The sequence below is a fragment of the Nitrospiraceae bacterium genome, assembly GCA_020632595.1.
Lineage (GTDB): Bacteria > Nitrospirota > Nitrospiria > Nitrospirales > UBA8639 > Nitrospira_E.
Genome location: JACKFF010000003.1, coordinates 267,446 through 290,639 on the forward strand (window position 1 = coordinate 267,446; position 23,194 = coordinate 290,639).

At 48.0% G+C, this 23,194-nt stretch carries 21 protein-coding genes; 8 read left to right on the forward strand and 13 right to left on the reverse strand.

Annotated features, from left to right (window positions below):
* Window positions 1-47: 47 nt before the first annotated feature.
* The 12 genes from H6750_08665 to H6750_08720 all read right to left on the reverse strand — a co-directional run bounded on the left by H6750_08665 (window position 48) and on the right by H6750_08720 (window position 12,583).
* Window positions 48-278 carry a hypothetical protein gene (locus H6750_08665; GenBank protein MCB9774381.1) on the reverse strand — a complete coding sequence of 77 codons (231 nt, stop codon included), beginning with the start codon at window positions 276-278 and terminating at the stop codon, window positions 48-50.
* Window positions 279-354: 76 nt separating this feature from the next.
* The gene (locus tag H6750_08670) at window positions 355-723 is read right to left on the reverse strand and encodes a hypothetical protein (GenBank protein MCB9774382.1); all 369 of its coding nucleotides are present in this window, start codon (window positions 721-723) and stop codon (window positions 355-357) included.
* Window positions 724-848: 125 nt separating this feature from the next.
* On the reverse strand, window positions 849-1,184 hold the full coding sequence (locus tag H6750_08675; GenBank protein ID MCB9774383.1) for a hypothetical protein: 336 nt from the start codon (window positions 1,182-1,184) through the stop codon (window positions 849-851).
* A gap of 444 nt (window positions 1,185-1,628) precedes the next feature.
* Complete coding sequence (locus H6750_08680; protein ID MCB9774384.1) at window positions 1,629-2,918, reverse strand: nitrate oxidoreductase subunit beta; 1,290 nt, start codon at window positions 2,916-2,918, stop codon at window positions 1,629-1,631.
* Window positions 2,919-3,009: 91 nt separating this feature from the next.
* On the reverse strand, window positions 3,010-6,447 hold the full coding sequence (locus H6750_08685; GenBank protein MCB9774385.1) for a molybdopterin-dependent oxidoreductase: 3,438 nt from the start codon (window positions 6,445-6,447) through the stop codon (window positions 3,010-3,012).
* 355 nt (window positions 6,448-6,802) lie between these two features.
* Window positions 6,803-7,009 (reverse strand): hypothetical protein, encoded by a 207-nt coding sequence (locus H6750_08690; protein MCB9774386.1) that lies wholly within the window; start codon window positions 7,007-7,009, stop codon window positions 6,803-6,805.
* Window positions 7,010-7,105: 96 nt separating this feature from the next.
* A complete protein-coding gene (locus H6750_08695; protein MCB9774387.1) occupies window positions 7,106-7,762 on the reverse strand; it encodes an endonuclease III in 657 nt (218 codons plus the stop codon).
* 61 nt (window positions 7,763-7,823) lie between these two features.
* Window positions 7,824-8,018 (reverse strand): 30S ribosomal protein S21, encoded by a 195-nt coding sequence (locus tag H6750_08700; protein MCB9774388.1) that lies wholly within the window; start codon window positions 8,016-8,018, stop codon window positions 7,824-7,826.
* Between the two features lie 169 nt (window positions 8,019-8,187).
* Window positions 8,188-9,579, reverse strand: coding sequence for an NAD(P)(+) transhydrogenase (Re/Si-specific) subunit beta (locus H6750_08705; GenBank protein ID MCB9774389.1), 1,392 nt, complete (start codon window positions 9,577-9,579; stop codon window positions 8,188-8,190).
* Between the two features lie 5 nt (window positions 9,580-9,584).
* The gene (locus H6750_08710) at window positions 9,585-9,863 is read right to left on the reverse strand and encodes an NAD(P) transhydrogenase subunit alpha (GenBank protein MCB9774390.1); all 279 of its coding nucleotides are present in this window, start codon (window positions 9,861-9,863) and stop codon (window positions 9,585-9,587) included.
* 25 nt (window positions 9,864-9,888) lie between these two features.
* Window positions 9,889-11,046: an NAD(P) transhydrogenase subunit alpha gene (locus tag H6750_08715; GenBank protein MCB9774391.1), complete on the reverse strand. Its 1,158-nt coding sequence runs from the start codon at window positions 11,044-11,046 to the stop codon at window positions 9,889-9,891.
* Window positions 11,047-11,308: 262 nt separating this feature from the next.
* A complete protein-coding gene (locus H6750_08720) occupies window positions 11,309-12,583 on the reverse strand; it encodes a hypothetical protein (GenBank protein MCB9774392.1) in 1,275 nt (424 codons plus the stop codon).
* 263 nt (window positions 12,584-12,846) lie between these two features.
* Between H6750_08720 and H6750_08725 the strand changes: the two genes are divergently transcribed.
* The 3 genes from H6750_08725 to H6750_08735 are packed head-to-tail and all read left to right on the forward strand — an operon-like array spanning window position 12,847 to window position 15,770.
* On the forward strand, window positions 12,847-13,905 hold the full coding sequence (locus H6750_08725; GenBank protein MCB9774393.1) for an alkaline phosphatase: 1,059 nt from the start codon (window positions 12,847-12,849) through the stop codon (window positions 13,903-13,905).
* Window positions 13,883-14,356: a hypothetical protein gene (locus tag H6750_08730; GenBank protein MCB9774394.1), complete on the forward strand. Its 474-nt coding sequence runs from the start codon at window positions 13,883-13,885 to the stop codon at window positions 14,354-14,356. Before H6750_08725 ends, H6750_08730 begins: the two co-directional genes overlap by 23 nt.
* 25 nt (window positions 14,357-14,381) lie before the next feature.
* Window positions 14,382-15,770 carry a HEAT repeat domain-containing protein gene (locus H6750_08735; protein MCB9774395.1) on the forward strand — a complete coding sequence of 463 codons (1,389 nt, stop codon included), beginning with the start codon at window positions 14,382-14,384 and terminating at the stop codon, window positions 15,768-15,770.
* Between the two features lie 61 nt (window positions 15,771-15,831).
* Here H6750_08735 and H6750_08740 read toward each other — a convergent pair whose 3' ends face one another.
* A complete protein-coding gene (locus H6750_08740; GenBank protein ID MCB9774396.1) occupies window positions 15,832-17,514 on the reverse strand; it encodes a methyltransferase domain-containing protein in 1,683 nt (560 codons plus the stop codon).
* Window positions 17,515-17,979: 465 nt separating this feature from the next.
* On the opposite strand from H6750_08740, the gene H6750_08745 reads away from it, so the two are divergent.
* The 5 genes from H6750_08745 (at window position 17,980) to H6750_08765 (ending at window position 23,179) form a co-directional block, all read left to right on the forward strand.
* Window positions 17,980-19,467, forward strand: coding sequence for a BCCT family transporter (locus tag H6750_08745; GenBank protein MCB9774397.1), 1,488 nt, complete (start codon window positions 17,980-17,982; stop codon window positions 19,465-19,467).
* Between the two features lie 122 nt (window positions 19,468-19,589).
* Window positions 19,590-20,039, forward strand: a complete 450-nt coding sequence (locus H6750_08750) for a hypothetical protein (GenBank protein MCB9774398.1) — start codon at window positions 19,590-19,592, stop codon at window positions 20,037-20,039.
* A 76-nt stretch (window positions 20,040-20,115) separates the two neighbouring features.
* On the forward strand, window positions 20,116-20,898 hold the full coding sequence (locus H6750_08755; GenBank protein MCB9774399.1) for a hypothetical protein: 783 nt from the start codon (window positions 20,116-20,118) through the stop codon (window positions 20,896-20,898).
* A 678-nt stretch (window positions 20,899-21,576) separates the two neighbouring features.
* Window positions 21,577-21,942, forward strand: a complete 366-nt coding sequence (locus H6750_08760; protein ID MCB9774400.1) for a hypothetical protein — start codon at window positions 21,577-21,579, stop codon at window positions 21,940-21,942.
* 139 nt (window positions 21,943-22,081) lie between these two features.
* Entirely contained in the window at window positions 22,082-23,179 is a 1,098-nt protein-coding gene (locus H6750_08765; GenBank protein ID MCB9774401.1) for a HEAT repeat domain-containing protein, read from the forward strand.
* Window positions 23,180-23,194 lie beyond the last annotated feature (15 nt).

Below are 23,194 nucleotides of genomic sequence, written 5' to 3' on the forward strand. Positions count from 1 at the left end.
GGTTTTCTGAGGAAAATTCCATGATAGTTTTTCAGGGAATAGCCTTTTTATAGACCTTGAGTACTCCGACCTCCTTTTTTAAGCCACCATAGTGATCGACCAATCTGGACTACCACATAGATAAAGACTCCAAAAAAAATCCCGTAGTATCCATACGATTCAATCGGCCAATTCTGTCCACCATGCAGAAGAAATCCCAATGCCACATGGGCCCCCAACCCTAAACATAGGGCTAAGACAATCCACTCACGGACCATTGTTTTTCGAGACAATCCCATGTTAGTTCCGAGTACTCAGTTCAGAGAGCAGAACTTGGACCATTCCAGGAATGGTCCAACAATGATGGGCAGGCAATTACACAGGGCTTTTTGTTGATTCGATTTCCGTGGCAGTGATCAAACTGACGAGATAATCAGTTACAAAAATTAGGGCTTCTTCTCTTCCATCGGCGCGACGCCCTTTTTCCCTACGTTGAATGGAGAGCTCATGTTCCAGATCCGACTTGACGTCCCCTAATAACTTTTGGAGAGAAGCTGTCGTCAGGTTCATATCCACATCCTCTAATTCTTGACAGCGATCCAAAACCCAATTGAGCCCTTCTACCCGACCAAAATACCTTTCTTGTTCAGCTGCATCAATTCGGGCCATGGTTGAAGCAAATGCTTGCCCTTCATAAATGAGGTTGTAAAAACTCGCCACGGCACGATGTAAAATTGAATTCATTATCCGTTCCTCACAAAAAAAATTATTGTACTCTCTCTTCGATTATATACTGCCAACCAGAATCCTTCTAGGACTTTTTCATTATAATTGTACAGCTAGGTGGTCTTTTTATTGGTATGGTGGCCTCAGGTAAATAATAAGGGATGAAATTCAGCCATAAACCCATAATATAAGGGAGCAAATTGTTTCAGACTACTAGGGCTATTTTCTTTGAGCCGTTTAAAAAAGAACACTTGGTGAGTTGGGTCCATCTTTTCCAAAAGTTTCCCTAACTCCGACATTGAGAATTTCCCTTGCGGAACACTTAAGATATAGTGAACCAAACGTTCTACAAATTGATGCATAACATATTCACTGTCCAAATATTGTTTGGGAATTTCTCCATTTTTAATGATTTCGGCAAAGGATACAGCTTGAGCCGAAAACGGAAGTTCTTCTAGGGTTTTTGCAAATTTCGTCACGCTTCTTTATAACTCCAACTTTGTGCCATCGCCTAAGAAATCAACATTTTCAAATAGTTAATATGTAATTGTATCAGGGGTTCCCTGTATAGCAAAACATTTATAACAATTTTTACCCAAATTTTTGTAAATCTTTCCTAAAAGTCAAAAAATTAAAAATTTTTAAACCCACTCGACCACCCAATTCCGTTCTAAGTCAAATGCAATCGATTTTATAGTTCATCCCAAAATTTTATAGAGCGCCAATACATAAATTTTGTCTGGCAACTATAATAGGAACTCGGTAAATCCTCCCTTAACAATAAAGGCAGTTTCAGTTCAAAGATCTCCGTTCATTTTTAAATACAAGATCCTTTCTAAAAGTGGTTCGGCACCCCAGAAAAAAAAAGCAGGGGGCGACGAATGTCGCCCCCTGCTCTTCGGGTTCCCCTCTGGGCTCCCTGCTTACAGCCAGTTCACCCGCTCCGCCGGGCGGATGTAAATCGGCTCTTCCACTTGCTGCCGCACCGCTTCCTTGCCCGACTTGTTGAAGCCCAACACCGTGTCGTTGTACATCTCAAACTTCCGTCCATGGATCTGGGTTTCAAACACTTTCGGCCCCGGAATCACGTCATACCGGAAGATGATCTGCTGGCTCGCCCGCCACAACTGCAGCACCGCCAACAACTCCCGGCTCGGCACCAGATACTTCTCAATCGCATTATCCACCCCCGGCCCGAACATCTGCCGGATGTAGCCCCGCGGTGCCTGCCGCGGGGGGATGTAATACCCGTTGGGTTCCGTGCCCCATTGCGGATACAACGGCAACGCCACTTGTTCCACCCGAATGGCATAGTACAACGGATTCCAGCGATCTTCCGCCCAGAGCCCGTCATCGCCCACCTTCACCAACCCTTGCAGCCGGATTTTCCCCACGCACGCCGCCATACACCGCGTCTCCATCGGCTCGCCCCCCGTTAAGGGGTCTTTGCCTTCCACCCGCGGATAGCACGCGATACACTTCTCACTCACCCGCGTCGTGCCCCGGTACATCGGCTTTTTAAACGGGCATTGCTCCACACACTTCTTGTACCCCCGGCACCGGTTCTGGTCGATCAACACAATCCCGTCTTCCGGCCGCTTGTAGATGGCCTTCCGCGGACACGCCGCCAGACACCCCGGATACGTACAGTGGTTACAGATGCGTTGCAGATAGAAGAAGTACGTCTCATGCTCCGGCAAGCTGCTGCCTTGCATTTTCCACGGCTCTTCTTTCGTAAACCCCGTCTTGTCCACCCCTTCCACAATCGCCCGCATCGAGGTGGCCGTATCTTCATAAATATTCACAAACCGCCATTCCTGGTCGGTCGGGATGTAGCCAATGGCCGCCTGCCCGATCTTGGCGCCCGCATCAAAGATCGTCATCCCTTCAAACACCCCATACGGCGCATGGTGTTTGCGGCCCACCCGCACGTTCCACACCTGCCCGCCCGGATTGACCTGCTCAATCAACTGCGTGATCTTCACATCGTAGAACTGCGGATAGCCCCCGTACGGCTTCGTCTCCACATTGTTCCACCACATGTATTCCTGCCCTTTGCTGAACAGCCACGTCGACTTGTCCGCCATCGAACAGGTTTGACACGCCAAACACCGGTTGATGTTAAAGACAAACGCGAACTGCCATTTCGGATGCCGCTCCTCATACGGATACAGCATCTTTCGTCCTAACTGCCAGTTATACACTTCAGGCATTGTCGTCCTCCGTTTCTATTGTTTGAATTACCAAGTGAACGAGGCGGGAACCCAAAGGAATTGCTTTCTTTGGGTTCCCATGAACCCGTTCCTACACCTTAATCTTAATATGGTCACCCTTCAGCCATTTGATCATGAACTCATTCTCCTGGCCTGGAGTGAACCCGGTTCGAACCGGTTCCCACGGTCCCCGACCACCGATGCCGCCGTCTTCCGCCTTGGTAATACGGATCAGACATTCCTTCGGCACTGTATTGACCGCATGATTGTCCACTTGATAGCCAAATTTGAACTTCCAACCGACAGCATGTTTGCCAGGCAGCGAATCTAACTGCTGCATGGGCATTAACCAGTCACGGGTAAAGGACTGTTGCGCCCCATACCGGAAATTCGATTGATACCCGGTATCCAGCGCAATCGCCCGTCCATCCGGCCGGGTTTCATGCCCCTTCACCGATTTCGCCGTCGACACATACGGCGCATGTTTGGCCATCGTGACATGGTAGGGATAGGCCGGGTTGTACTTCGCCCGGATCATCAACCGCGCCACCTTGTAATAGGGGTCGCTGGGCTTCCAGCCACGATACGGCCGGTCCACCGGGTTACCATCGACGAAGACATAATCCCCGTCATTGATCCCACGATCTTTTGCCGCTTGCGGATTGATATGAATTTGATGTTCACCCACCCCCGGTGTCCGCTTATCCATTCGATAGGCATCGCCGAAGTTGGATTCATACATCTGCACCCAATCGTTCACCGACCATTGACTATGCACCCGATGCCGGGTCTTCGGCGTCACACAATAGAACTGATACCCCTTCTCCCAGAGCGGGTTGGAGTACCGCTTGATCTCCTGCCACGGCAACTTGATGTTCCGGACGGTTTTATCATCATGATGTTGCGCCGTGATCGGAATCCCATAGTCATCCGGCCTGACGTACGGATTGGACGACATAATCGCATTGGGCAAGTAAGGAGTGGCCTCCGTCCCTTCCCGATGCGAAATGAAGTTTTCCCCATACTCAATGGCCTCCGGCTCCACCCGGTAATTCTCATACCGGCCTGTTCGCGTCCACTGAGGCTTCGACTCGTTGGTCTCTTCCCAGAAAGGATGGCGAGGATATGTCCGACACATGACCATCCAGCCCTTTTCCGATTTCAACATCACATCCGCGTTGTAGCCATATGCGGTGGTACTGGCATCCAAAATTCGTTGCAAGTACACATCCACACGATTGTCATACACAAACTTGAAGTAATCGCGGAACCGGCCATCACCCGTCATTTCGCTGAGTTTGGCCGCAACGCCCGCCACCGTATCCAAATCGTTCCGGGTGTCATACAATGGTCTGATTCCACCCTTCCATACTTGGAACCACGGATTCGACACCGTCGCCGTATGCTCAGGATAGGTAAACTCCATCCAGGTATTGACGGCAAACGATACGTCATTGTGATTGACATCCGACGTCATCTCCACATCCTGATTGACCAACGTTTCAATGTGCGGATCAACGTTTTTCACCATGTCATAATGGTGCTTGGCGTTGTTCAACACGTTTACGTTGGCTACCCACCGGAATTTACTTGGGGTTGGCATGTGCGTTTTCCCCGTAAACACCCGACGACCATACTTTGGCGTATTCACAATCAACGCCGTATCGCCGTGGTTCCAATAGGCCACCTCTTCTCCGTAATAGTACCCTTTGACATGAATTTCTTTGCCATGGGCATTCGGATCCGTGGTAATTTTAAACGGATTTTCTCCGGTATGGGTTCCTAAACCGCCGCCGCCCCAGGGGGTGGCATTCCAAATTCCGGCCTTATAGTTACCCGCCCAAGTATGTTGGCCAGTCCCAAACTTCCCGACGTTGCCCGTCACAATCAAGACCATCGCCGCGCCGCGGGCAATGATGGTTTGATGGAAGTAATGGTTCGTCCCTTCACCGTTGTGAATGGCCGCCGGTTTAATCGTCCCTGAATCCCGCGCCCAACGCACAATCAAGTCCTTCGGACACCGGTTGATTTGATGGACGGTATCCAAATCATAGTCCTGCAGATGGACTTGATACATTTGGAAAATCGGCATAACGTCCACTTCACGGCCACTGAGTAGGGTCACACGGTAGGTCCCCGTCAAGGCCGAATCAATCCCGCTCTTCCGATAATGCCAGCCCACCAATTCCCGATGAAGGGGCACGGCTTGGTTCTTATTCAGATCCCACACCATAAATCCGCCCAAACGCGCAATGACATCAGGCTTCATAGTTTGCACTTTGCCTGAATACGAATTGGCAAAATCCGGGAACGCATAATCCTTAATCACTTCCCGGGGATCCAGGTATTGGAGGGTATCCGTTCGAACCAAAATTGGCATGTCCGTATACGATTGACAGAAATCATAATCGTACATGTTCTCGTCAAAAATGATTTTTAATGCACCCAGAAATAAAGCTCCATCAGTCGCTGGTCGTACAGGCATCCAATAGTCAGCCCTATAGGCTGTGGGGTTGTATTCCGGAGTGATAACCACCAGCCGGGCTCCCCGCTCAATACTCTCCAGCTTCCAATGCGCTTCCGGCATCTTATTTTCCACGAAGTTCTTACCCCAACTCGTGTTCAATTTCGAAAACCGCATGTCGTTCATGTCGACATCTGAAGCCTGGACACCATTCCAGAAAGGATGAGCAGGGTTTTGGTCACCGTGCCAGGTATAATTCGACCAGTACCGACCCCCTTGAGCCTGATCCGGCTGAACTTTTCTGATATAGGTGTCCAACAATGCCCCGCAACCTCCATTCATCCGGGTAATGCCCATTTTCCCAATCAAACCCAAAATTGGCATTCCGGCTCTGAATTTAAATGACCGAATAGCTGACCCTTTGGTCATTTCGATCATCTCCGGCGGATATCCCTGTTCCCGTAATCTCCGAGCACCCGCTTCTCCGCTATACCGCTCCGCAATGATGATCATAGCTTTCGCTAAATAGGTAAATGCGGTATCCCAGGAGACCCGCAACATATCATCCAAGTAGCGAGCGTTAAATTTATATTTGCTCATGATGGCCGGAGTGAATTCTGGACTCCCGTCATCCATCCAGGCTTTCCAGCCCCGCCGCATCAAGGGACCCTTCAGGCGGTACGGTCCATACACACGCCGATGCATCGTATAGCCCTTCAAACACATCCGCGGATTATGCGCAAACGTCCCACGGTTGCCGTAGAGATCTTCATAGGTTTGATGATCGTAATTTTGCTCTACGCGCATCACGACCCCGTTCCGGACAAATGCCCGGATACGGCAAGCATGCGTGTCATTCGGAGAACAACACCACGTGAAGGAACTGTCATACCGGTATTGATCGTGATAAACACGCTCCCATGAGCGGTCCGGATATTCCCCGAGAGGATTTCCCACTTCGATAACTGGCTGTAATGCCGTTAAGGCCAAGGCCTTATCGGCCAGAGCCACTGCTGCGACTGTTCCCGCTGAAACTTTCAAGAATTGCCGTCTAGAAAGAAACATTGCTTACACCTCCTAAGTGAGTGCAGGACATTAAGTCCATGATTTAATTCACAAATTCAAACTTAAAACTTGTATCACCTCCTTTACAAAAATTAAGATTTGGGTCAATTAATATTTATTTAATTTTTTAAAAAATTGGTGAAATTCATAGCAATGGCGAAAAAATGCAAGTTTTGAACCTTTTTCATTAAACATGAAAATTTCGTAAGTCATTGTTTAAGCAATAAAAAATTTAATTGCGATCTTTTACTAAAAACAAAATGATTCTAAATGGTAACAGCATTATTTTTTGGCAATGCCAAAATTCAATTCAAAGCGTAATAAAATCAAATAAGTCATTGAAAAATAAATTAAATTAAAAATAAAATGGCATATTATCCAGAAAAGATACCAATTGGTAACTATGCATTAAACGGTAACGCCAGTTTGCTTCAAAGAATATCCACCCGTAATAATTAGAAAAATCAGAATTGGCATCAATCTGAGGTGGATTCATCCATTTCGTATTGCTCCCTATTCTGATTGATTTTTCAGATATCCAACCTGATGTTACCTGAATCATCCCTACCTCCAAACAATAATTAGGTCCATGTGGAATAATCTATAATATTTGAGCTTAAGGAAAACCAAGTCCATTCTGGAAATTCGACAATTTTAATTAATTGGTAGAAAAAACAGCATTTTTGGGACAATATTGACTTAGAACACAAACACTGCACCTAGGCGAAACCGGCCTGCATATATTTTGACCAAATGCGACCAACATTCCATTGAGAGGAATCCACCACCTTCGTGGAAGCTTTTCCCGAAGCGCTTTTTCTGTTCCATCGGGATCGGTGGTAAAGACATAACCCCATCGATTGCAAATTCGATGGACATGCGTATCTACGCATATTCCAGGCATATTATAGGCTAATGTAACAACCAAATTAGCCGTTTTACGGCCAACACCTGGCAATGATAACAGGGCATCAATGGTACCAGGAGTTTCCCCGTGAAAATCCTTACAAATTTTTTGACTTATGGCCTTAATTTGCTTGGCTTTTATGCGAAAAAAAGCCACAGGAAAAATGGCTTTTTCTATGTTTTTTACCTGCATTTTTGCCATTAAAAACGGATCCGAAGAAATTGCAAATAACCTTTTACTAGCCTCTGCCATCACTTGATCACGGGTTCGCAAGCTCAAAACACAGGCAATCAAAATTTTAAAAGGAGCACTGCCTTGTTCGGCAAGTTGACTAAGGATTGGGGTAGGAAACGGCCTTATGGCCTTCTTAACCAAGCGGAGGAAGACAAGATTGTCATCCTCATTCATATTTTTTGAGTTGGAGATAAAAATTGAGGATGAATTACGATTTTGGCTGAATTACGGGAGACTAAAACATTCTATTCTTTGAAAGCCATTTTTGGCGACGCCTGGCGGCTTCACGCTCTTTACCCTTTTTCTTAACGCTAGGTTTTTCATAAAATCTGCGACGTTTTAATTCACGAAACAAACCCTCTGCGGCTAACTTTTTCTTAGCGACTTTCAATGCTTTTTCTACGTTGTTATTGATAACTCGTACTTCCACGTTTCCCTCAAACTAAAGATTAAACCAACATTTTACATTTTGCTTCCGAGGATGGCACTTTATCACGAGTTGTAAGCCTATGCAAGACGAAATTAATTCACAATTTTAAATTTTTGCCTTTAAAATCAAATAAATATATTTTCCTATCTGATATTTTAGGAATATCACACTATGAATCTTTTAATGCGGCAATAATATCCAATACCATCTTTTTGCCATCTCCAAATAACATCAATGAGTTATCTAAGGCAAATAATGGGTTTGGAATTCCGGCAAAACCAGGACTTAAACTGCGTTTTATTATCACAATAGTTTTTGCCTTATCGACATCAATGATTGGCATTCCCGCAATTGGACTACTTGGATCAGTTCTGGCCAATGGGTTCACCACGTCGTTTGCACCAATAACTAAGACAACATCCACCTGATCAATGGTTTGGTTGACCTCATCCATATCCTTCAGGGCATCATAGGGAACGTCAGCCTCAGCCATAAGGACATTCATGTGGCCTGGCATTCTTCCTGCCACAGGATGGATACCATATTCCACGGTGGTCCCACGACTCTCCAGAAGAGCAGCCAAGCTTGCGACCGGATGCTGCGCTTGCGATACCGCCATCCCATAGCCAGGAACAATTACCACTCGTCGCGCCGCATCAAACAGCAAAGCAACTTCCTCGGGAGAAGCCGACTTAACTTTTCCTCCATACACTTCATCTGCAGTTTGGCCACCCTCACCTGAAGGCCCCATTACTCCAAACAAGACATTGGTTAACGAACGGTTCATGGCTTTACACATAATGTGGGTCAAAATAATCCCGGACGCACCTACCAATGAACCGGTGATGATGAGAACATTATTGGAAAGCACAAAACCTGTTGCCGCGGCAGCTAACCCCGAATAGGAATTTAATAATGCCACCACCACAGGCATATCCGCCCCACCAATAGGAAGCACTAGCAAAATGCCTAATACAGATGCCACCCCAACCAACACCCAATACAGCGAGAAGCTATCAGGACTTAAAACCACCCCAATACTTAACCCCAGCACCAATAGGGCCAAGATAGAATTAATCACTTGTTGACCTGAAAACAAAATCGCATTTTCGGAAATCAGCCCCTTCAGCTTCCCAAAGGCCACCAAGCTGCCCCAAAACGTTACGGCCCCGATTAATCCTGAGGCAGCTGTGGCAATCGTTAATTGAATAATCGGTGAATCCGTTAACGAAGAGCCTTCAATCAAAGCGGCCCCCGCCACAAAAATTGAGGCAGCGCCACCAAATCCATTCAAAAGAGCGACCATCTCTGGCATAGAGGTCATCTCTATGCGCATCGCCAACACCGCGCCAATGGCACCACCCACTACCATTCCCAATATAATGTACTCATAACTGACAATGTGCCGGTCAGTGAGGGTTACGACCACGGCCAGCAGCATTCCACAGGCACCCAGGACATTCCCGCGAACTGCCGTTCGAGGATGGGTAAGCCCCTTCAAGCCAAAAATGAACAGGACGGACGCAACGAGGTAAGAAAAATTTATAATAAAATCGTACATATGTTTTACGTCTTCTTTTTGAACATGGCTAACATTCGGTTCGTTACCATAAATCCACCAATCACATTAATGGTCGCCAAGACCACAGAAAGAAACCCCAGAACCGTGGTAACCCACAACTCCGTTCCTGTAGAAACAATGGCCCCCACTAAGGTGATACCAGAAATGGCGTTAGAACCTGACATCAAAGGAGTATGAAGAGTGGGCGGTATCTTCGTGATGACCTCGAAACCCACGAAGATCGCGAGGACAAAAACCGTAAAGGACATGAGAAACATTTCCATAGCAATTCCCTCATTCTTACGCCGATTAAGCCGGAAGTCCCAATACTTCCCGAATGCGCGGCTGAACAACTTCCCCATTTCGCGTCAACATGGTTTCTTTTGTAATTTCGTCGTTCATATCAATTTGAATTTCCCCTTTTTTCACTAAATGGAGGAGAAAGGTCGCTACATTTTTGGCATACATTTGACTGGCATGAAACGGTACGGTTGAAGACAGGTTTTCAGGACCATGAATAGTCACACCATGCATTACAATTGTATGGCCAGGTTTAGTTAGCTCACAGTTTCCGCCCCGTTCTGCAGCCAGATCTACAATCACTGACCCTGGAGCCATAGCCCCAACCATATCAGCCGTAATAAGAATCGGTGCTTTCTTCCCAGGCACAGCCGCCGTGGAAATCACTACATCACTAGTGGCGATTACTTTCCCTAATAACTCCCGCTGCTTCTTGTAAAAGGTTTCATCTTGGGCTTTTGCATACCCCCCTTTATCTTCTGCAGCACCTGTCTCCAGTGGCAGCTCAACAAACTTGGCGCCTAAACTTAAAATCTGCTCTTTGACCGCAGGGCGAATATCATACGCCTCAACCGCAGCCCCTAACCGCTTAGCCACAGAAATGGCTTGCAATCCTGCAACCCCAGCGCCAATGATTAAGACCTTCGCAGGCGTGACTGTTCCGGCCGCTGTCATGAGCATGGGAAACATTTTTGGCAGAGAACTAGCGGCAATCAGTACCGCTTTGTAACCAGCCACTGTGCCCATGGAGGAAAGAATGTCCATACTTTGGGCTCGGGTAATGCGAGGCATCAATTCTAAAGCAAAGGCCACGACCTCACGAGAAGCAAGGTCTTGAACCGATTGCGGGGCGGTCAAGGCTTCGGCCATCCCAATCAGCATCTGCCCTTTGCGAAAACCTGCTAAGTCTGCCTGACCTTCGGTAAGGTTGGCTCCTAACAACCGCACTTGAACAACGCAATCAGCCTTTTCGAACACCTGTGCCCGAGAAGAGGCAATTGTTGCCCCTTTTTCAACATAGGCAGAGTCAGGATAGCCCGCTTGGTCTCCAGCCTTGGATTCAACCATGACGTCCATTCCCCCTTTTTTCAGCGAGGGAAGTACAGCTGGAACTAGAGCTACTCGGTGTTCACCAGGATACGTTTCTCGAAGGACGCCAACAATCATAATGGCCTATCTCTTAGGTATAAGGGTTGTGAGAACTTTACAATTTCATTAAGTCACTAGAGATTTTTTAAACCCCTTGGCAAGCCCTGTGTTGATATCATAGGGATTCAAAGAGAATCAATGTGTCTTTGGATCTATAAAGAAGTGCGACTAACGGCCCAGCGAGAAAGGCGAAACAGAGGCAACACGCCTCATGGCACATCGAATGAAATACCTCAGAACATCACCATCACCTCTAAGACCACATGATTCATTCACTCAATCAATGCCTCTTCGGTGAATAGAAGGCCTGTGCGATTTCAGTCGCTAGAAATAACATGGCCCGGCTTTGGGTATAACATGCATGGCCGAATAAGTGCTGTCGAGGAGACTCCTCTGCCTGAACCCCATATTCCACCAACAGGCATTGTCCGTCATTGGCGCACCGTGTCCCACGCCGAGTACATTCCAGCCACCGCTCAAAGCCGTCATAGGGTTCAAAAATTTCTCTGAAATCAACATTGGCCTGTTCAGCCTCCGGATTATTCGGAACCATATCCGTGCCGGCCACAGCCAATTGCTGTATGTAATCCCCACCAGATTGATAGGGCATTTCCCACGCAATTTGAGGTAATTCCATTTTTGCCAACCAACGCTTGCCATCAGTTCGAATGGCACGATGATTCACCAAATGCAGCAGATGACCAATTCCATCGATATCCCAGCCGTAGCGAACCGGAGTTCCTAACGTGACGACATCGACCATTGCCCCGTTTAACACCGTTTGATCCATGACAAGACCATACAAGCGTTCGAGCTGCTCTACGGACCGATCGGTTGAAGGGCACGCTTGCCAGTATGTGGCTACAATCTCAAAAACGCGGGCCCTCATTTCCGATTCCCCTCTAGCTAGAATATTCGACAATAAAGCCAGGACCTGACCCGCATGTCCATGGCCAACGAGAAGAAGCCGGTCATCGCTTGTTAGATCAAGCCGAAAAACCCAATTTTGAAGATACGCCAAAAGATGCATGGCGGCTTCGACGCGTCCAACATGATGGTTGATCGAAGACCAAAGGTATCGACCACAAGGAATAGATTGGCCGCTCCCCTTGGTCAGGGCGAGTTCAAATTTCCGTACGTACGACGAAGAAAAATTTCCTGCTTCCTGAGCAAGCAGGTCCACCCTTCCGTGAGTTGGTTCATCATTCGCTACAGGAGGGTGAATTGGATCATCTGGAAGACAAATACCGCTTGTAGCGGGGCGAAGAAGAGCCAGCAACGATTCCAAGCCAGAAATCCCTCGGGAATATCCTCGTTTTAATCCTCCAACCTCATCCAATCTGGCCGCACCGAAGAGATCCATAAATGGCAGGCCATTGAGAAACAGGATTCCCTTCACTCGAGATCGGGCCATCTGCTCGCCAACGCCAACCATTGCCTGGCTCCATGCGGGCGAATCTGAAGCTATTCCAGGCTGAAAGGTTCGATAGCCTACCCGTACTCCAGGGTCCGACTTGGTATAATTAGAATGTTGGAAATTATTGTCGTGGGGCATTGGAAATCACCTGAGTGTGAGGCCCCATTCATAATGGATACACTCTGCTCAGGGCAAGAGATCCTTGAATATTTTTGGTCTGCTAATCTTAATAAAAAGAAAATCCTGACCTTTTCAGTTGGTTGACCGCCTGAAAATCTGCATGATAAGTTCAGTTTCGATCATTTTCCTCACAAGCGAGGGAGAATTCTCCTCATGATATTCAATAAAGGTTCCTTACCATTTTCATCTTCATCTTCTTGTCGTGGAGCAGGGCAGAAATTATGAGTACTTCCCAACTACGTCCTCAACAACATCGTCCTGGTACACTCATTCGTTGTGTTTTCCTAGCATGGAGTGTGGCCTGGCTTTCCCTAATCGGAGGAACAGGCTCGATTGCTTTCGCCGCACAAGCCGAACACATTATTCTTGTCGTGCTGGAAGGGATCAAATCATCATCCATCCAAAACGGCGGGACTCCTAACCTGGCTCAGTTAGCCAAGGATGGGGCTGTGACCTGGTCCGCTCAATCCATTACCCCTCCTCTCACCGTTCCGGCAATGGCCTCTTTGCTCACCGGCCTTCAAGTTGAGAAACATCGGGTGACCGCCGCATGGGAAACATACGATTTTGCGCGTTCATTTATGCGATCACCCACGGTTTTTGACTACATGGATCTGGCTGGTGGAAAAGATACGGGCGTCTTCCTTATGGATGAACGACTTTATCAATTAGTTCGACCGGAAATTTACGTCGACTCCCAAGTCTGCGGCTACACCAAACCACAGTGTACGCCAGAAAGAGCGTCGGCATACATCAAAGACTTCTTAAAAAAAGTTACCAGTGAGAAAGGCTATGGCTTCCGGCTTTTTGGAGTACCAAACCTCCTATTAGTACATCTGCCTTCGGCGGTGAAGGTCGGACAGAAATATGGATGGGATTCGGAAAAATATTCCGCTACCCTATTATCTATTGATACCTCTGTGGAACAAATCATCCAAACGTATAAAGAGCTTGGCGTTTTGGACAAAACCATGGTGATTATTACTGGCCTGAATAGCGGACCTCTTTCTCCCCCGACAGGAAAAGAAGGCAAAACAGTCTCGACAAGCCTTACAACTCCTGAGCTAGATGCCACCATTCCCTGGATTGCCTGGGGCGCGAATATTAAACAAAATCATCCCATCTCCCAATCGGTCTCTTTATTAGATACCGGAGCAACTATTATGTATGCCCTCGGGCTTGAAACACATACTGAATGGGACAGCCACCCGATTGGTGATATTTTCCAAACTGTTCCAGAAAGACGGACCACCGACAATGAACCACAAAAAAAACAATGACACCTTGATTCGAACACACTTGCCGCGTCAAATCCTATATGGGATTTTCTTCCTGTTTCTAATGGGAATTTCTCCTCTGCTTGTTCACCACGGGCACGCAGCAGACCCTATCAATCCTCTGTTGCGAGAGTTTCCTATTACCGTGAATCCGAATGCACTCACTCCGCCAACCTGGTGGCACGTACCCGGTATCACTCCCTTGATTTGGACAAAAGATCCCATCAATATGGACGCTTACAAAACCTCTGAATCCAGGACCTTAAACCTCAAGCCTGGAGATTATCGTTTTGGGACTTTTACGTTTGATTTTTTATTCAAGGTGACCTTATCCGGAACCTTGGAATTCTCGCCAACACTCGATCAATGTGTAGATGGACGAGGAACACAGGTCCTGACAATTCGTTGCAGCCATACACAACCCTATCCACAAGAACCCGACTACCCGAAATAAGTCGGAAGGGATAAAAAGGAAGATCATGCCGAATTCTGTGCAAGATTGGATTGATGCCCTCGAAGATCCCGATGATGCCACCCGCGAAGAGGCTGCCAAGGCCCTTGCCGAAAAGGGTGATCCGAAAACGTTAGAACCCCTTCTGATCGCCCTTGAAGACGACTTCTGGTCGGTTCGAACTTATGTCGGCTGGGCGTTAGCCAAAATTGGCGGAGAGAAGGCCGTTGAAGGCCTCATTACGCTTTTCAATGACAATATGATGGAAGTTCAAGCCGAAGCAGTAAAAGCCATGGCCTCCATGGGAAAATGCGTCATTCCGCAATTACTGACTTGCTTGAAGGACAAGCGGTGGCGAGTGCGAGAACAAGCCGCTAAAACGTTAGGCGAATTGCGTGACCCTCAGGCCGTACCAGGATTGAACCTGGTGTGCCGGGACCGGGATGGGGCAGTCAAAAGTGCCGCCGCCGAAGCCTTAGGAAAAATTGGTGACCCAAAGGCCATTCCAACCCTGATTAAATTATTTAAGGATACATCCAAGATCGTGCGGGAAACCGCCGGAACCGCATTGATGTATATTGGAAAAGAATCAGTCGATGCCCTACTGGAGTCCCTCAAAGACCCTCACTTCGTTGTACGCTGTCACGCCGTTCGGGCACTAGGGGGCATGACGACGGACTATCAAATGGGGCGGGTGTGGGTTCGTGAAACTCGTGTCGTCGATGCCCTGATCGACATGGTTAAAGACCCTGATCGAGCGGTTCGCGAAGATGCCACTATCGCCTTGGGCAATATAGGCGATGCCCGTGCAGTAGATGCCCTTATGGAAGCCATGAAAGACGGTACAGTGAAACGCCATGCAATTGCTTCCCTCGGCATGATCGGAGATCCTCGCGCCTACCCTCCCGTCCTGGATGCGTTAAAGGGTAAGGGCATACATCAAGCGGGGAAGCCAACCCCTGGCTGCATTATTAGCGAAGACCTCTTAATTAAAGAAGCCGCTGCTACAGCCCTGGGTCATTTCCGCCATCCCAAAGTCATTCCGGATTTAGTGCTGTTACTCAAAGACCTGGTCCTTCGTGATTATGCCGCCAATTCCTTGGTGTTGATTGGAGACGCGGCCATTGAGCCACTCGTGTGGTTCCTCCATGACCCGGATTTGTCTAAAGTCCAGCAAGAAAGTGAGCGGGTTCTGGCATTTGCCACCACTCGAATGACGGCAGGTGGTGCTCTCAAAAAAACAGTCTTAGACACCCTGGATAAACTCGGATGGAAACCAACAGAAGGCATCAGCAAAGAGACCAGAGAGATTGAATATACCGACACCTCCAATGTGTTAGGTGAGGGGGGGGAAGGCCGCTTTGGCAAAAGTGGTGACTTCGCTATGCCGGCCAAACCACCAAAAATCGAACGATAGTAATTGCCAATTCCCCTGCCGGGAATTGGCAATTACGCTGGCGGAATTCGTTTCCTCTCTATTAGTCTCGCTGAAAGTGCAAAATTCCCCAACTGAGATGGCCACTTTTCCCAGCCTGAACCCAATGCTGAAGTCCCACCTTCATGGAAGCCAGATATTCTTCCGTACAAACCTGAATAAGCGCATGGTGTTGCACCGTTAATTCCTGCAGCACCCGCTCATAATGCGCGGCGAGATTTTCAGAAAGATCCTCAACCCGAATTTCCTGAAATCCTGATTGGGCTGCCAGCTTCCGATAATATTCAATCGACCCCAGCGAATCCAAATGGATACGATCTAAAATCGGTTGCAGCACATCCGGGGGACAAGTCGCACTCTTCATCGGATCGGTAAAAATAAATTGTCCGCCCTTGACCAACACCCGTTCGACCTCTTGAAAAACCTTTTCCCGATTTCCGCTATGTAACAGGGCGTCTTGCGACCACACCACATCAACGCTCCCATCCGGCATGGGAATGGACTCAAAGTTCCCGTCAATAACATTAATCGCTAAACTAATATTCTCTTTCTGATTAAGTGCCCGATTCCGTTTATTCTGGACTTCACTCAAATTCAGACATCCAACCTGACATCCGTATTGTCTCACGAGATGCCGCGCTGAGCCGCCATACCCCGACCCAATATCCAACACCCGTGTCGTTGAATCAAGATCCTTGATAGAAGCCGCCATTTTCTCCACGGTTCGTCGGCTGGCATCGAAAATCGAATCATTGTCGGATACATACAATCCAATATGAATATCTTCTCCTCCCCAGATCGTGGCATAAAACCGGTCAGCATCCGAACTGTTGTAATATTCCCGTGCCGTATCCACAGTGGTGGAATAATTCAGATTCCCAAATTTGCTCATGATCGTAGTGGGACGTTCTTCATTTTTATAGAGTTTTTCCGCCACATGTACATAAAAATCAGGGTCCTCAACTTTATGCGTTTCTTGAAAGTCCGCATAGGTTTTTACCTGCTGAAAGCCAACCTCATTCATAAGCCGACGCGTATATTCTTTCCGTAGCGGATACATATTCAAATGAAAAGTTGCTCCATCGGGAAAGGTATACTTAAACCTTGCGAGTCCTTCATCAACATGTTCCGGCTCCGCACTGACATTGTCTCCGCAATAATAATACACATGCTTCGAGGTAAACCCCTCATCTAAAATTCCATCGTAATTTCTTTGATCCAGAATCAGCACCCCATCGTGCCTCAGGGCGGTGTAAAATTCGGCCAAGGCTTTTCTCCGATCCTGCTCGGAAAAGAGATGAGTCAGAGAGTTCCCCAGACAAATCACCGCATCGTATTTATTGTGGATATCCCGGCTTAACCAGCGCCAGTCAGCATGAATCGTTCGCATAATAAACCCGGCTCGCCGGGCATTTTCAAATGCCTGCGCTAACATTTCAGGGCTGCCATCGGCACTCGTGACTTCGAACCCGGCACGCAAGAGCCGGATAGAATGAAACCCTGTACCCGTTGCGACATCCAATACACGCTTGACGCCCCGTTCCTTCAAAATCCGGATAAAAAAGTCGCCTTCACTCGAGGCCCTGGCCTCCCAATCAATCAAGGCGTCCCATTTTTGCACAAAACTCTGCACATATTCCTGTTTGTATAAATCCGTTTTTCGTTGGGCTATGGGGTTGTCCCCATACATTTGCTTGCTACCGGGCATCGTCGCTTTCCGAATCATTATAGAAACACCTCCTAGAGGGCTGTTGCCCTCAGCACCATTTGGAATAATGGGTGCAAGTGAATAAAGGTCTGGCGATTTCCTCTTTCCATTTCAATATTCAAATGCCAAAACCCGCAAGGACACAACCGTGGGCTGTCTCAGCGGACCAGAAATAAAAAAGGCCTCCGAACTTCTCCTGCGAGCGTAAGGTAGGCCCGACTGTTACGTGTGAGGCCTTCAATCTAACCCGTTAGGCTCTTCTTCGCAACCCCTTTTGACTACGACTCCATTTTTTATCAAATCTAAAATGGCCAATACGACATGCCGTCATAATCTTTAAAGAAAAAGGGAATTTCCCTTTAACAACTTCCAAAAATGTCCATTCATTGTCAACATTTTCGGTGTATCATGTTCCGAGTATTCCTTGTTCGACAACGCCAAATATGGTAAGGCCTACCCTTCCTCATTCAATTCTATTGCTCCATGAATCCACTGAAATCTACCACCCTTGTCTTCAACATCTCCTGCGCCATGGCCTTTTTCCTTCTTCTTTGGGGCGCCATAGCCCCCGAACATTTAGGCAAAATAACCGGGACATTTCAAACAGCACTTCTTGACTCGTTTGGCTGGTTATATGTTCTGGCAGCAACCGGTTTTCTTGTTTGTGCGTTCTGTCTGATTTTTTCCCGATGGGGCGATATTCCGCTTGGGCCGGATGGAGCCGAGGCTGAATTTCCTCTCCACACCTGGTTTGCCATGTTGTTTTGCGCAGGCATGGGCATAGGGCTCGTATTCTGGGGAGTGGCCGAACCCACGTCCCATTTTCATGATCCGCCCATCGGCGAGGGAGGAACGCCGCAAGCGGCCCGCTTGGCGCTGCAATATTCATTTTTTCATTGGGGCCTTCATCCCTGGGGCATTTACACCATGGTGGGCATGGCCCTCGCCTATTTCCAATTTCGAAAAGGCAGACCAGGACTGTTTAGCTCAGGTTGTCAACCGGTTCTCGGCAGGTATGCCACTGGAGGGCTGGGAACCACGGTGGATATCATCGCCGTCTTTGCCACGGTCTTCGGTGTGGCCACCTCACTGGGGTTTGGTGCGGTGCAAATCAGCGGAGGATTATCCTATGTCTTTGCCATGCCAAACACCCTTACCACTCAATTAACTGTCATCGCTATTGTGACCGTACTTTTCATGCTCTCCGCTCAAACCGGGCTCCAGCGAGGCATCAAATACCTCAGTAATATAAATATGATACTGGCGCTAACTCTCCTATTGTTCTTGCTGTTTCTCGGCCCGACCCACTTCATCATGACCGTATTCCCCTCAACTTTTGGACACTACATCCAAAACCTTCCAACCATGAGCCTGAATCTCGCACCATTCCGAGATTCGACCTGGATTCACAACTGGACGCTATTTTATTGGGCATGGTGGATCGCCTGGGCGCCATTTGTGGGCACCTTCATCGCGAGAATTTCAAAAGGGCGGACTGTGCGTCAATTCGTATTGGGCGTGTTGCTTGTTCCGTCACTCTTTTGTGCATTTTGGTTCACAGTTTTTGGCGGAACCGGGGTTGCATTAGAACTGTTCCAGGACACCTCCCTAAAAGCCATCATGGAAACGCACGGTATCGAGGTCCTTCTATTTACGGTATTAGAACAATATCCAATGGGCACGGCCATGTCGCTCATCGCCATTTTTTTGATTGGCACCTTCTTCATCACCTCAGCGGATTCGGCCACCTTCGTGCTGGGGACACTCACCACCAACGGTAGTCTCAACCCACCCAACCGGATCAAATTTACCTGGGGCATTATTCAATCTCTGTCGGCCGCCATCCTCCTGTGGTCCGGGGGCCTCAAAGGCCTGCAAACCGGCGCTATCCTCGCCGCCTTTCCGTTTGTCTTTGTCATCATTATCCTCATCATCTCCCTTCTCAAATCCTTTAAGGAGGAAACGAGGTAGGCTCAACGCGACGAGTCCCATCATCTCTCAAAGGTTGATTTGATCCCAAAAAATCGCTATTACTGCGAGTCCCTTTAAGCCCAAAGGAATATACTTGTCACGGAATGATTAGAGAGGAATAAATGAAGTTAGATGCGCTTCCAAAAGAATTTACACCTTACAAACAGTTAGAAATTGCCACAAACAAATTAATTGATGGTGTGGCATTGGTATCAGTAAATGGGTTTATTCCAGTTTTAATTGGAAAAGGTGAAACTCCGGAGATTTGGGTGACCATTCCTGCGGACCAAAAAGGCGCAGAATGGCGCCCATTAATCAGTAAAAACGAACCGTTGCTTGATGTGATCACGGTCATAGTCAAGGACAAGGTGATCCAGGTAGCCATGTCTGACAACATTGCTCTGGAAGTCAAAGAAATCACAAGCCAGAGTGCGGAAATTACTCAATGTAACCTTCGGCCATTTGGCATTAATGTGTTTTTAGAAGATGACTGCCTGAAAGTCATGACTAACCGGTATTCAGGCAACACCATAACCGGGGCAAAAATATTTATTGATGTGGGGAAAGGATAACCACGGCAAGTAAGCCGACAAAAATTTGATTTCCTGGAAACCTAATTTTAAGGAGGCCCCAATCGGAAGGTGAAGCATGGAAACTTTGGTAAAGTTCTGTAAGCCGGAATACAATATCTTGAACGGGTGCCACACTATCCGATTTGGCACTCTTGAGTACTACCGGGACTTGGATCCTTCTTTTGCAATTGCGGACGAAAATGAAGGAAAGGAAACCACGGGCGTGGGGAGTTTCCTAACCGACACTGCGTCCAGAGAGGCAGTTGATGCCGTACAAGCGGTCTTCCCTTTCCCATTAGGTGAGGGCGTCAGCCTTCAAAACTGTGAGTTGAGAATGACCTTTCCAAATTGCTTCATCTGGTGCTGTTCAAGAGCTGTTAAACCCATCTCCATTGAACAGGGCACTCAATTCGACTTAGAGTATACATCCTTTTATGAAATTAACGATGTGGGTCGTTTCTGTAGGCGACTCGGGGAGCTGCTTATTAATTCCCTCTCCAGTAGCGAATTTGCTAATAAGGCCAAAAACTTTCTTCAAGGGCTTCCTGCATCTGAGCAAAGGGTCAATCTTAATATAGTCCATCACGATGTGATTTATGTTGAGGAAAAAAGATCAGTAATCGACGAAGGCCAAATACACTCATATACAGAAAATAACCTGTTACCCATTAATCCTCTTTTTAGACCTCTATTCGTTAAGCCCAAAAAGTATGAAAAAGATCACGAATACCGATTTGTGTGTGTGTTTTCCCATGAGCGATACGGAATACTCGAGGCTCGGAAGGATCCTGTGGACCGACGAATCGATCCAGTTAGCCGAACTCTTATCGACCAAACATTAGCCTCCAACTATGTCTAATAAGTTACATGTTGAAAATCTGACGAAAATTTTTCATTTCCCCTTTCTCTTAGCAGTATTCTTTCCGGAAATCGCAGTTCCTTCGATTCAGCTCAGGACAGGCCTCTTTTTTAGAAGGGACATGAAATGGCGCTAGAAATGCTGGTGGGATTACATGTCGTGAACCAAGAGGGCTATCAATCGTATCGGAACGATTTGTCCTCTATAAATTTAGGACTCATTGTTTCCGCAGACTTCCCTGGCCTTGTGGTGTAGCCGAGCAGTGCGGCCGACACCGGAGAAAAGGCGCGCATTGTTCGAGCGCAGCGAGTTTGCGCGCTGCCGGTGTCGGCGAACCGCACAGGGGACCCGAAGGGCCACGCCACGGCCAACATGGTTTTGGCTACTTTTGCCGAAACAAAAGTGGCTCGGCTGCCAGGCAGTATCACAGCTTTTTTAAATCATTCCATTGGTGGAATTGTGTGCCCGAACATAACGGAATTTATTTGGGAGATCTTGAGGGCTTCATCTAGCTGTGTGACTTCCATATTCTAGACTTGCACCATCTCACCTTTATTGTCAGAATGGCGATAGGACGCATTGTCGGAATTCGGCACTGATTCCAGCAGCTGGCTTTATGGAAGAAGAGAAAGCATTGGCACCCTTACAAGTATAAGGCTTAACCTGAAAGGAACCATCATGACTGAACCTGACACGAATCTCCCACATATCACCACAACCGAAACCCTGGTGAGATTTTATGTCCTCCTCTCCCAATACATCGATCGATGCCTGGATGAGGCCGCCAAACGCTCACTCCCGGAGGGAGAATTTCAAAAACATCTGGCCGAGACTCACACGCAGGTGACGGAGCTTCTCACGACCAACCGGGTGGTTAAGAACAAAGCCGAGGCGGAATTTCAACGGATCACGACCCTCTGTGAACAGTTTTTGAAAACCCCAAACGATCAGACCATTAAAAGTAGTCTGCACCACGAGCATGATGTCCTGAGAATAAAAATGTTAGCGTTAAGCGACCTTCTAGCGGTGTTTCGATCGGTGTAGCATATTCGTCCACCCGCAACCGACGACCTTTCTCCTGCCTCATTGACCGCCCAAAAAATCGTGTGGTAACGTCGACTTTCGGGTTTTCCCTAATGGTAGGGGAACCAGTGAAGCCCAAATTTCTCCACTTGGAACAGACATGGTCGACTCGGTCGCCGAACATATTTCTGCCCTGGACGACGAGGATTGGGGGGTGCGCGAAGACGCCGCGGTAGCCCTCGGACGTCTTGGCGATCCCCGCGGCGTTCAACCATTGATTCGGACGCTTCGTGACTCGGATCGAGCCGTGCGGGAGGCTGCAACTGCAGCCCTAAAAGCGCTTGGCGAACCGGCCATTCTCTCATTAGGGTTTTGCCTTCAGGATCTGAATCCTCAGGTGCAGGAATCGGCCGCGTGCATCCTGGCCGATATTGCCAACGAACAGGTCTTAGATCCCTTGCTGTCCGCGGCATTAAGTCCTAACTGGATTGTGCGCATGTCGGCAGCCAAAGGCCTTAGTCGCATTCAGAATTCCCTTGCCATTGATACGTTAATTTTGCTTCTCCAGGATAAAGTGCCCGCCGTGCGGGAGGAAGCGGGACGGGCCATACAGGCCATCGGCAATACCAGCATTCCAAAATTGTTGGAAAAATTAAAGGATCAAAACTGGAAAATCCGGTTGCGGGCGGTGGAAGCGTTAACCCTGTTGAAACCCCTGGAAGCGGTAGGACATCTGATGATTCTGGTTCTCGAAGATTCCGATACTGCCGTGCGCCAAGACGCCGTGCGAGCACTTGGACAGATTGGGGATCCCCGGGCCATTCCTTTATTGCTATCGTCCCTTGCCCTCGAAACGCCATCACTCAAATTGCCGTCGATTGAAGCACTTGGCCAGCTCAGATCCACCGAAGCCATTCCCATGTTAATCGCCTTGGTCAACTCGCTACCCAAGGAAGCCTACGAAGACCGCATGGAAGGATGCACCGACCCTCAATATAAAAAAGATCTCCCTCCCTTGGAAGCCGCCATCAGGGCCCTGGGGAAAATTCGCGACCCACAGGCTGTTCCAGCCCTTATCCAGGCGCTGCAGAGTACGCTCTTGCGGACGGAAGCTGCTGAGGCCCTCACGCAGTTTGGCCAGACAGCCGTGAATCCATTGCTAAAGCTCTTAAAAACGACCAAGAATGACAATCTCCGTCGTCATGTGTTGGAATCCCTTTCTCACCTTGGCTGGAGGCCGGGACAGATACGTATCTAGCGGAAAGACCTGACG

What these genes read in the sequence shown, in the direction of transcription:
- H6750_08665 (MCB9774381.1), bottom strand. Translation starts at nt 278, where the DNA reads ATGGGATTGTCTCGAAAAACAATGGTCCGTGAGTGGATTGTCTTAGCC.
- H6750_08670 (MCB9774382.1), bottom strand. Translation starts at nt 723, where the DNA reads ATGAATTCAATTTTACATCGTGCCGTGGCGAGTTTTTACAACCTCATT.
- H6750_08680 (MCB9774384.1), bottom strand. Translation starts at nt 2,918, where the DNA reads ATGCCTGAAGTGTATAACTGGCAGTTAGGACGAAAGATGCTGTATCCG.
- H6750_08685 (MCB9774385.1), bottom strand. Translation starts at nt 6,447, where the DNA reads ATGTTTCTTTCTAGACGGCAATTCTTGAAAGTTTCAGCGGGAACAGTC.
- H6750_08690 (MCB9774386.1), bottom strand. Translation starts at nt 7,009, where the DNA reads ATGATTCAGGTAACATCAGGTTGGATATCTGAAAAATCAATCAGAATA.
- H6750_08695 (MCB9774387.1), bottom strand. Translation starts at nt 7,762, where the DNA reads ATGAATGAGGATGACAATCTTGTCTTCCTCCGCTTGGTTAAGAAGGCC.
- H6750_08705 (MCB9774389.1), bottom strand. Translation starts at nt 9,579, where the DNA reads ATGTACGATTTTATTATAAATTTTTCTTACCTCGTTGCGTCCGTCCTG.
- H6750_08710 (MCB9774390.1), bottom strand. Translation starts at nt 9,863, where the DNA reads ATGGAAATGTTTCTCATGTCCTTTACGGTTTTTGTCCTCGCGATCTTC.
- H6750_08715 (MCB9774391.1), bottom strand. Translation starts at nt 11,046, where the DNA reads ATGATTGTTGGCGTCCTTCGAGAAACGTATCCTGGTGAACACCGAGTA.
- H6750_08720 (MCB9774392.1), bottom strand. Translation starts at nt 12,583, where the DNA reads ATGCCCCACGACAATAATTTCCAACATTCTAATTATACCAAGTCGGAC.
- H6750_08725 (MCB9774393.1), top strand. Translation starts at nt 12,847, where the DNA reads ATGAGTACTTCCCAACTACGTCCTCAACAACATCGTCCTGGTACACTC.
- H6750_08730 (MCB9774394.1), top strand. Translation starts at nt 13,883, where the DNA reads ATGAACCACAAAAAAAACAATGACACCTTGATTCGAACACACTTGCCG.
- H6750_08735 (MCB9774395.1), top strand. Translation starts at nt 14,382, where the DNA reads ATGCCGAATTCTGTGCAAGATTGGATTGATGCCCTCGAAGATCCCGAT.
- H6750_08740 (MCB9774396.1), bottom strand. Translation starts at nt 17,514, where the DNA reads ATGATTCGGAAAGCGACGATGCCCGGTAGCAAGCAAATGTATGGGGAC.
- H6750_08745 (MCB9774397.1), top strand. Translation starts at nt 17,980, where the DNA reads ATGAATCCACTGAAATCTACCACCCTTGTCTTCAACATCTCCTGCGCC.
- H6750_08750 (MCB9774398.1), top strand. Translation starts at nt 19,590, where the DNA reads ATGAAGTTAGATGCGCTTCCAAAAGAATTTACACCTTACAAACAGTTA.
- H6750_08755 (MCB9774399.1), top strand. Translation starts at nt 20,116, where the DNA reads ATGGAAACTTTGGTAAAGTTCTGTAAGCCGGAATACAATATCTTGAAC.
- H6750_08760 (MCB9774400.1), top strand. Translation starts at nt 21,577, where the DNA reads ATGACTGAACCTGACACGAATCTCCCACATATCACCACAACCGAAACC.
- H6750_08765 (MCB9774401.1), top strand. Translation starts at nt 22,082, where the DNA reads ATGGTCGACTCGGTCGCCGAACATATTTCTGCCCTGGACGACGAGGAT.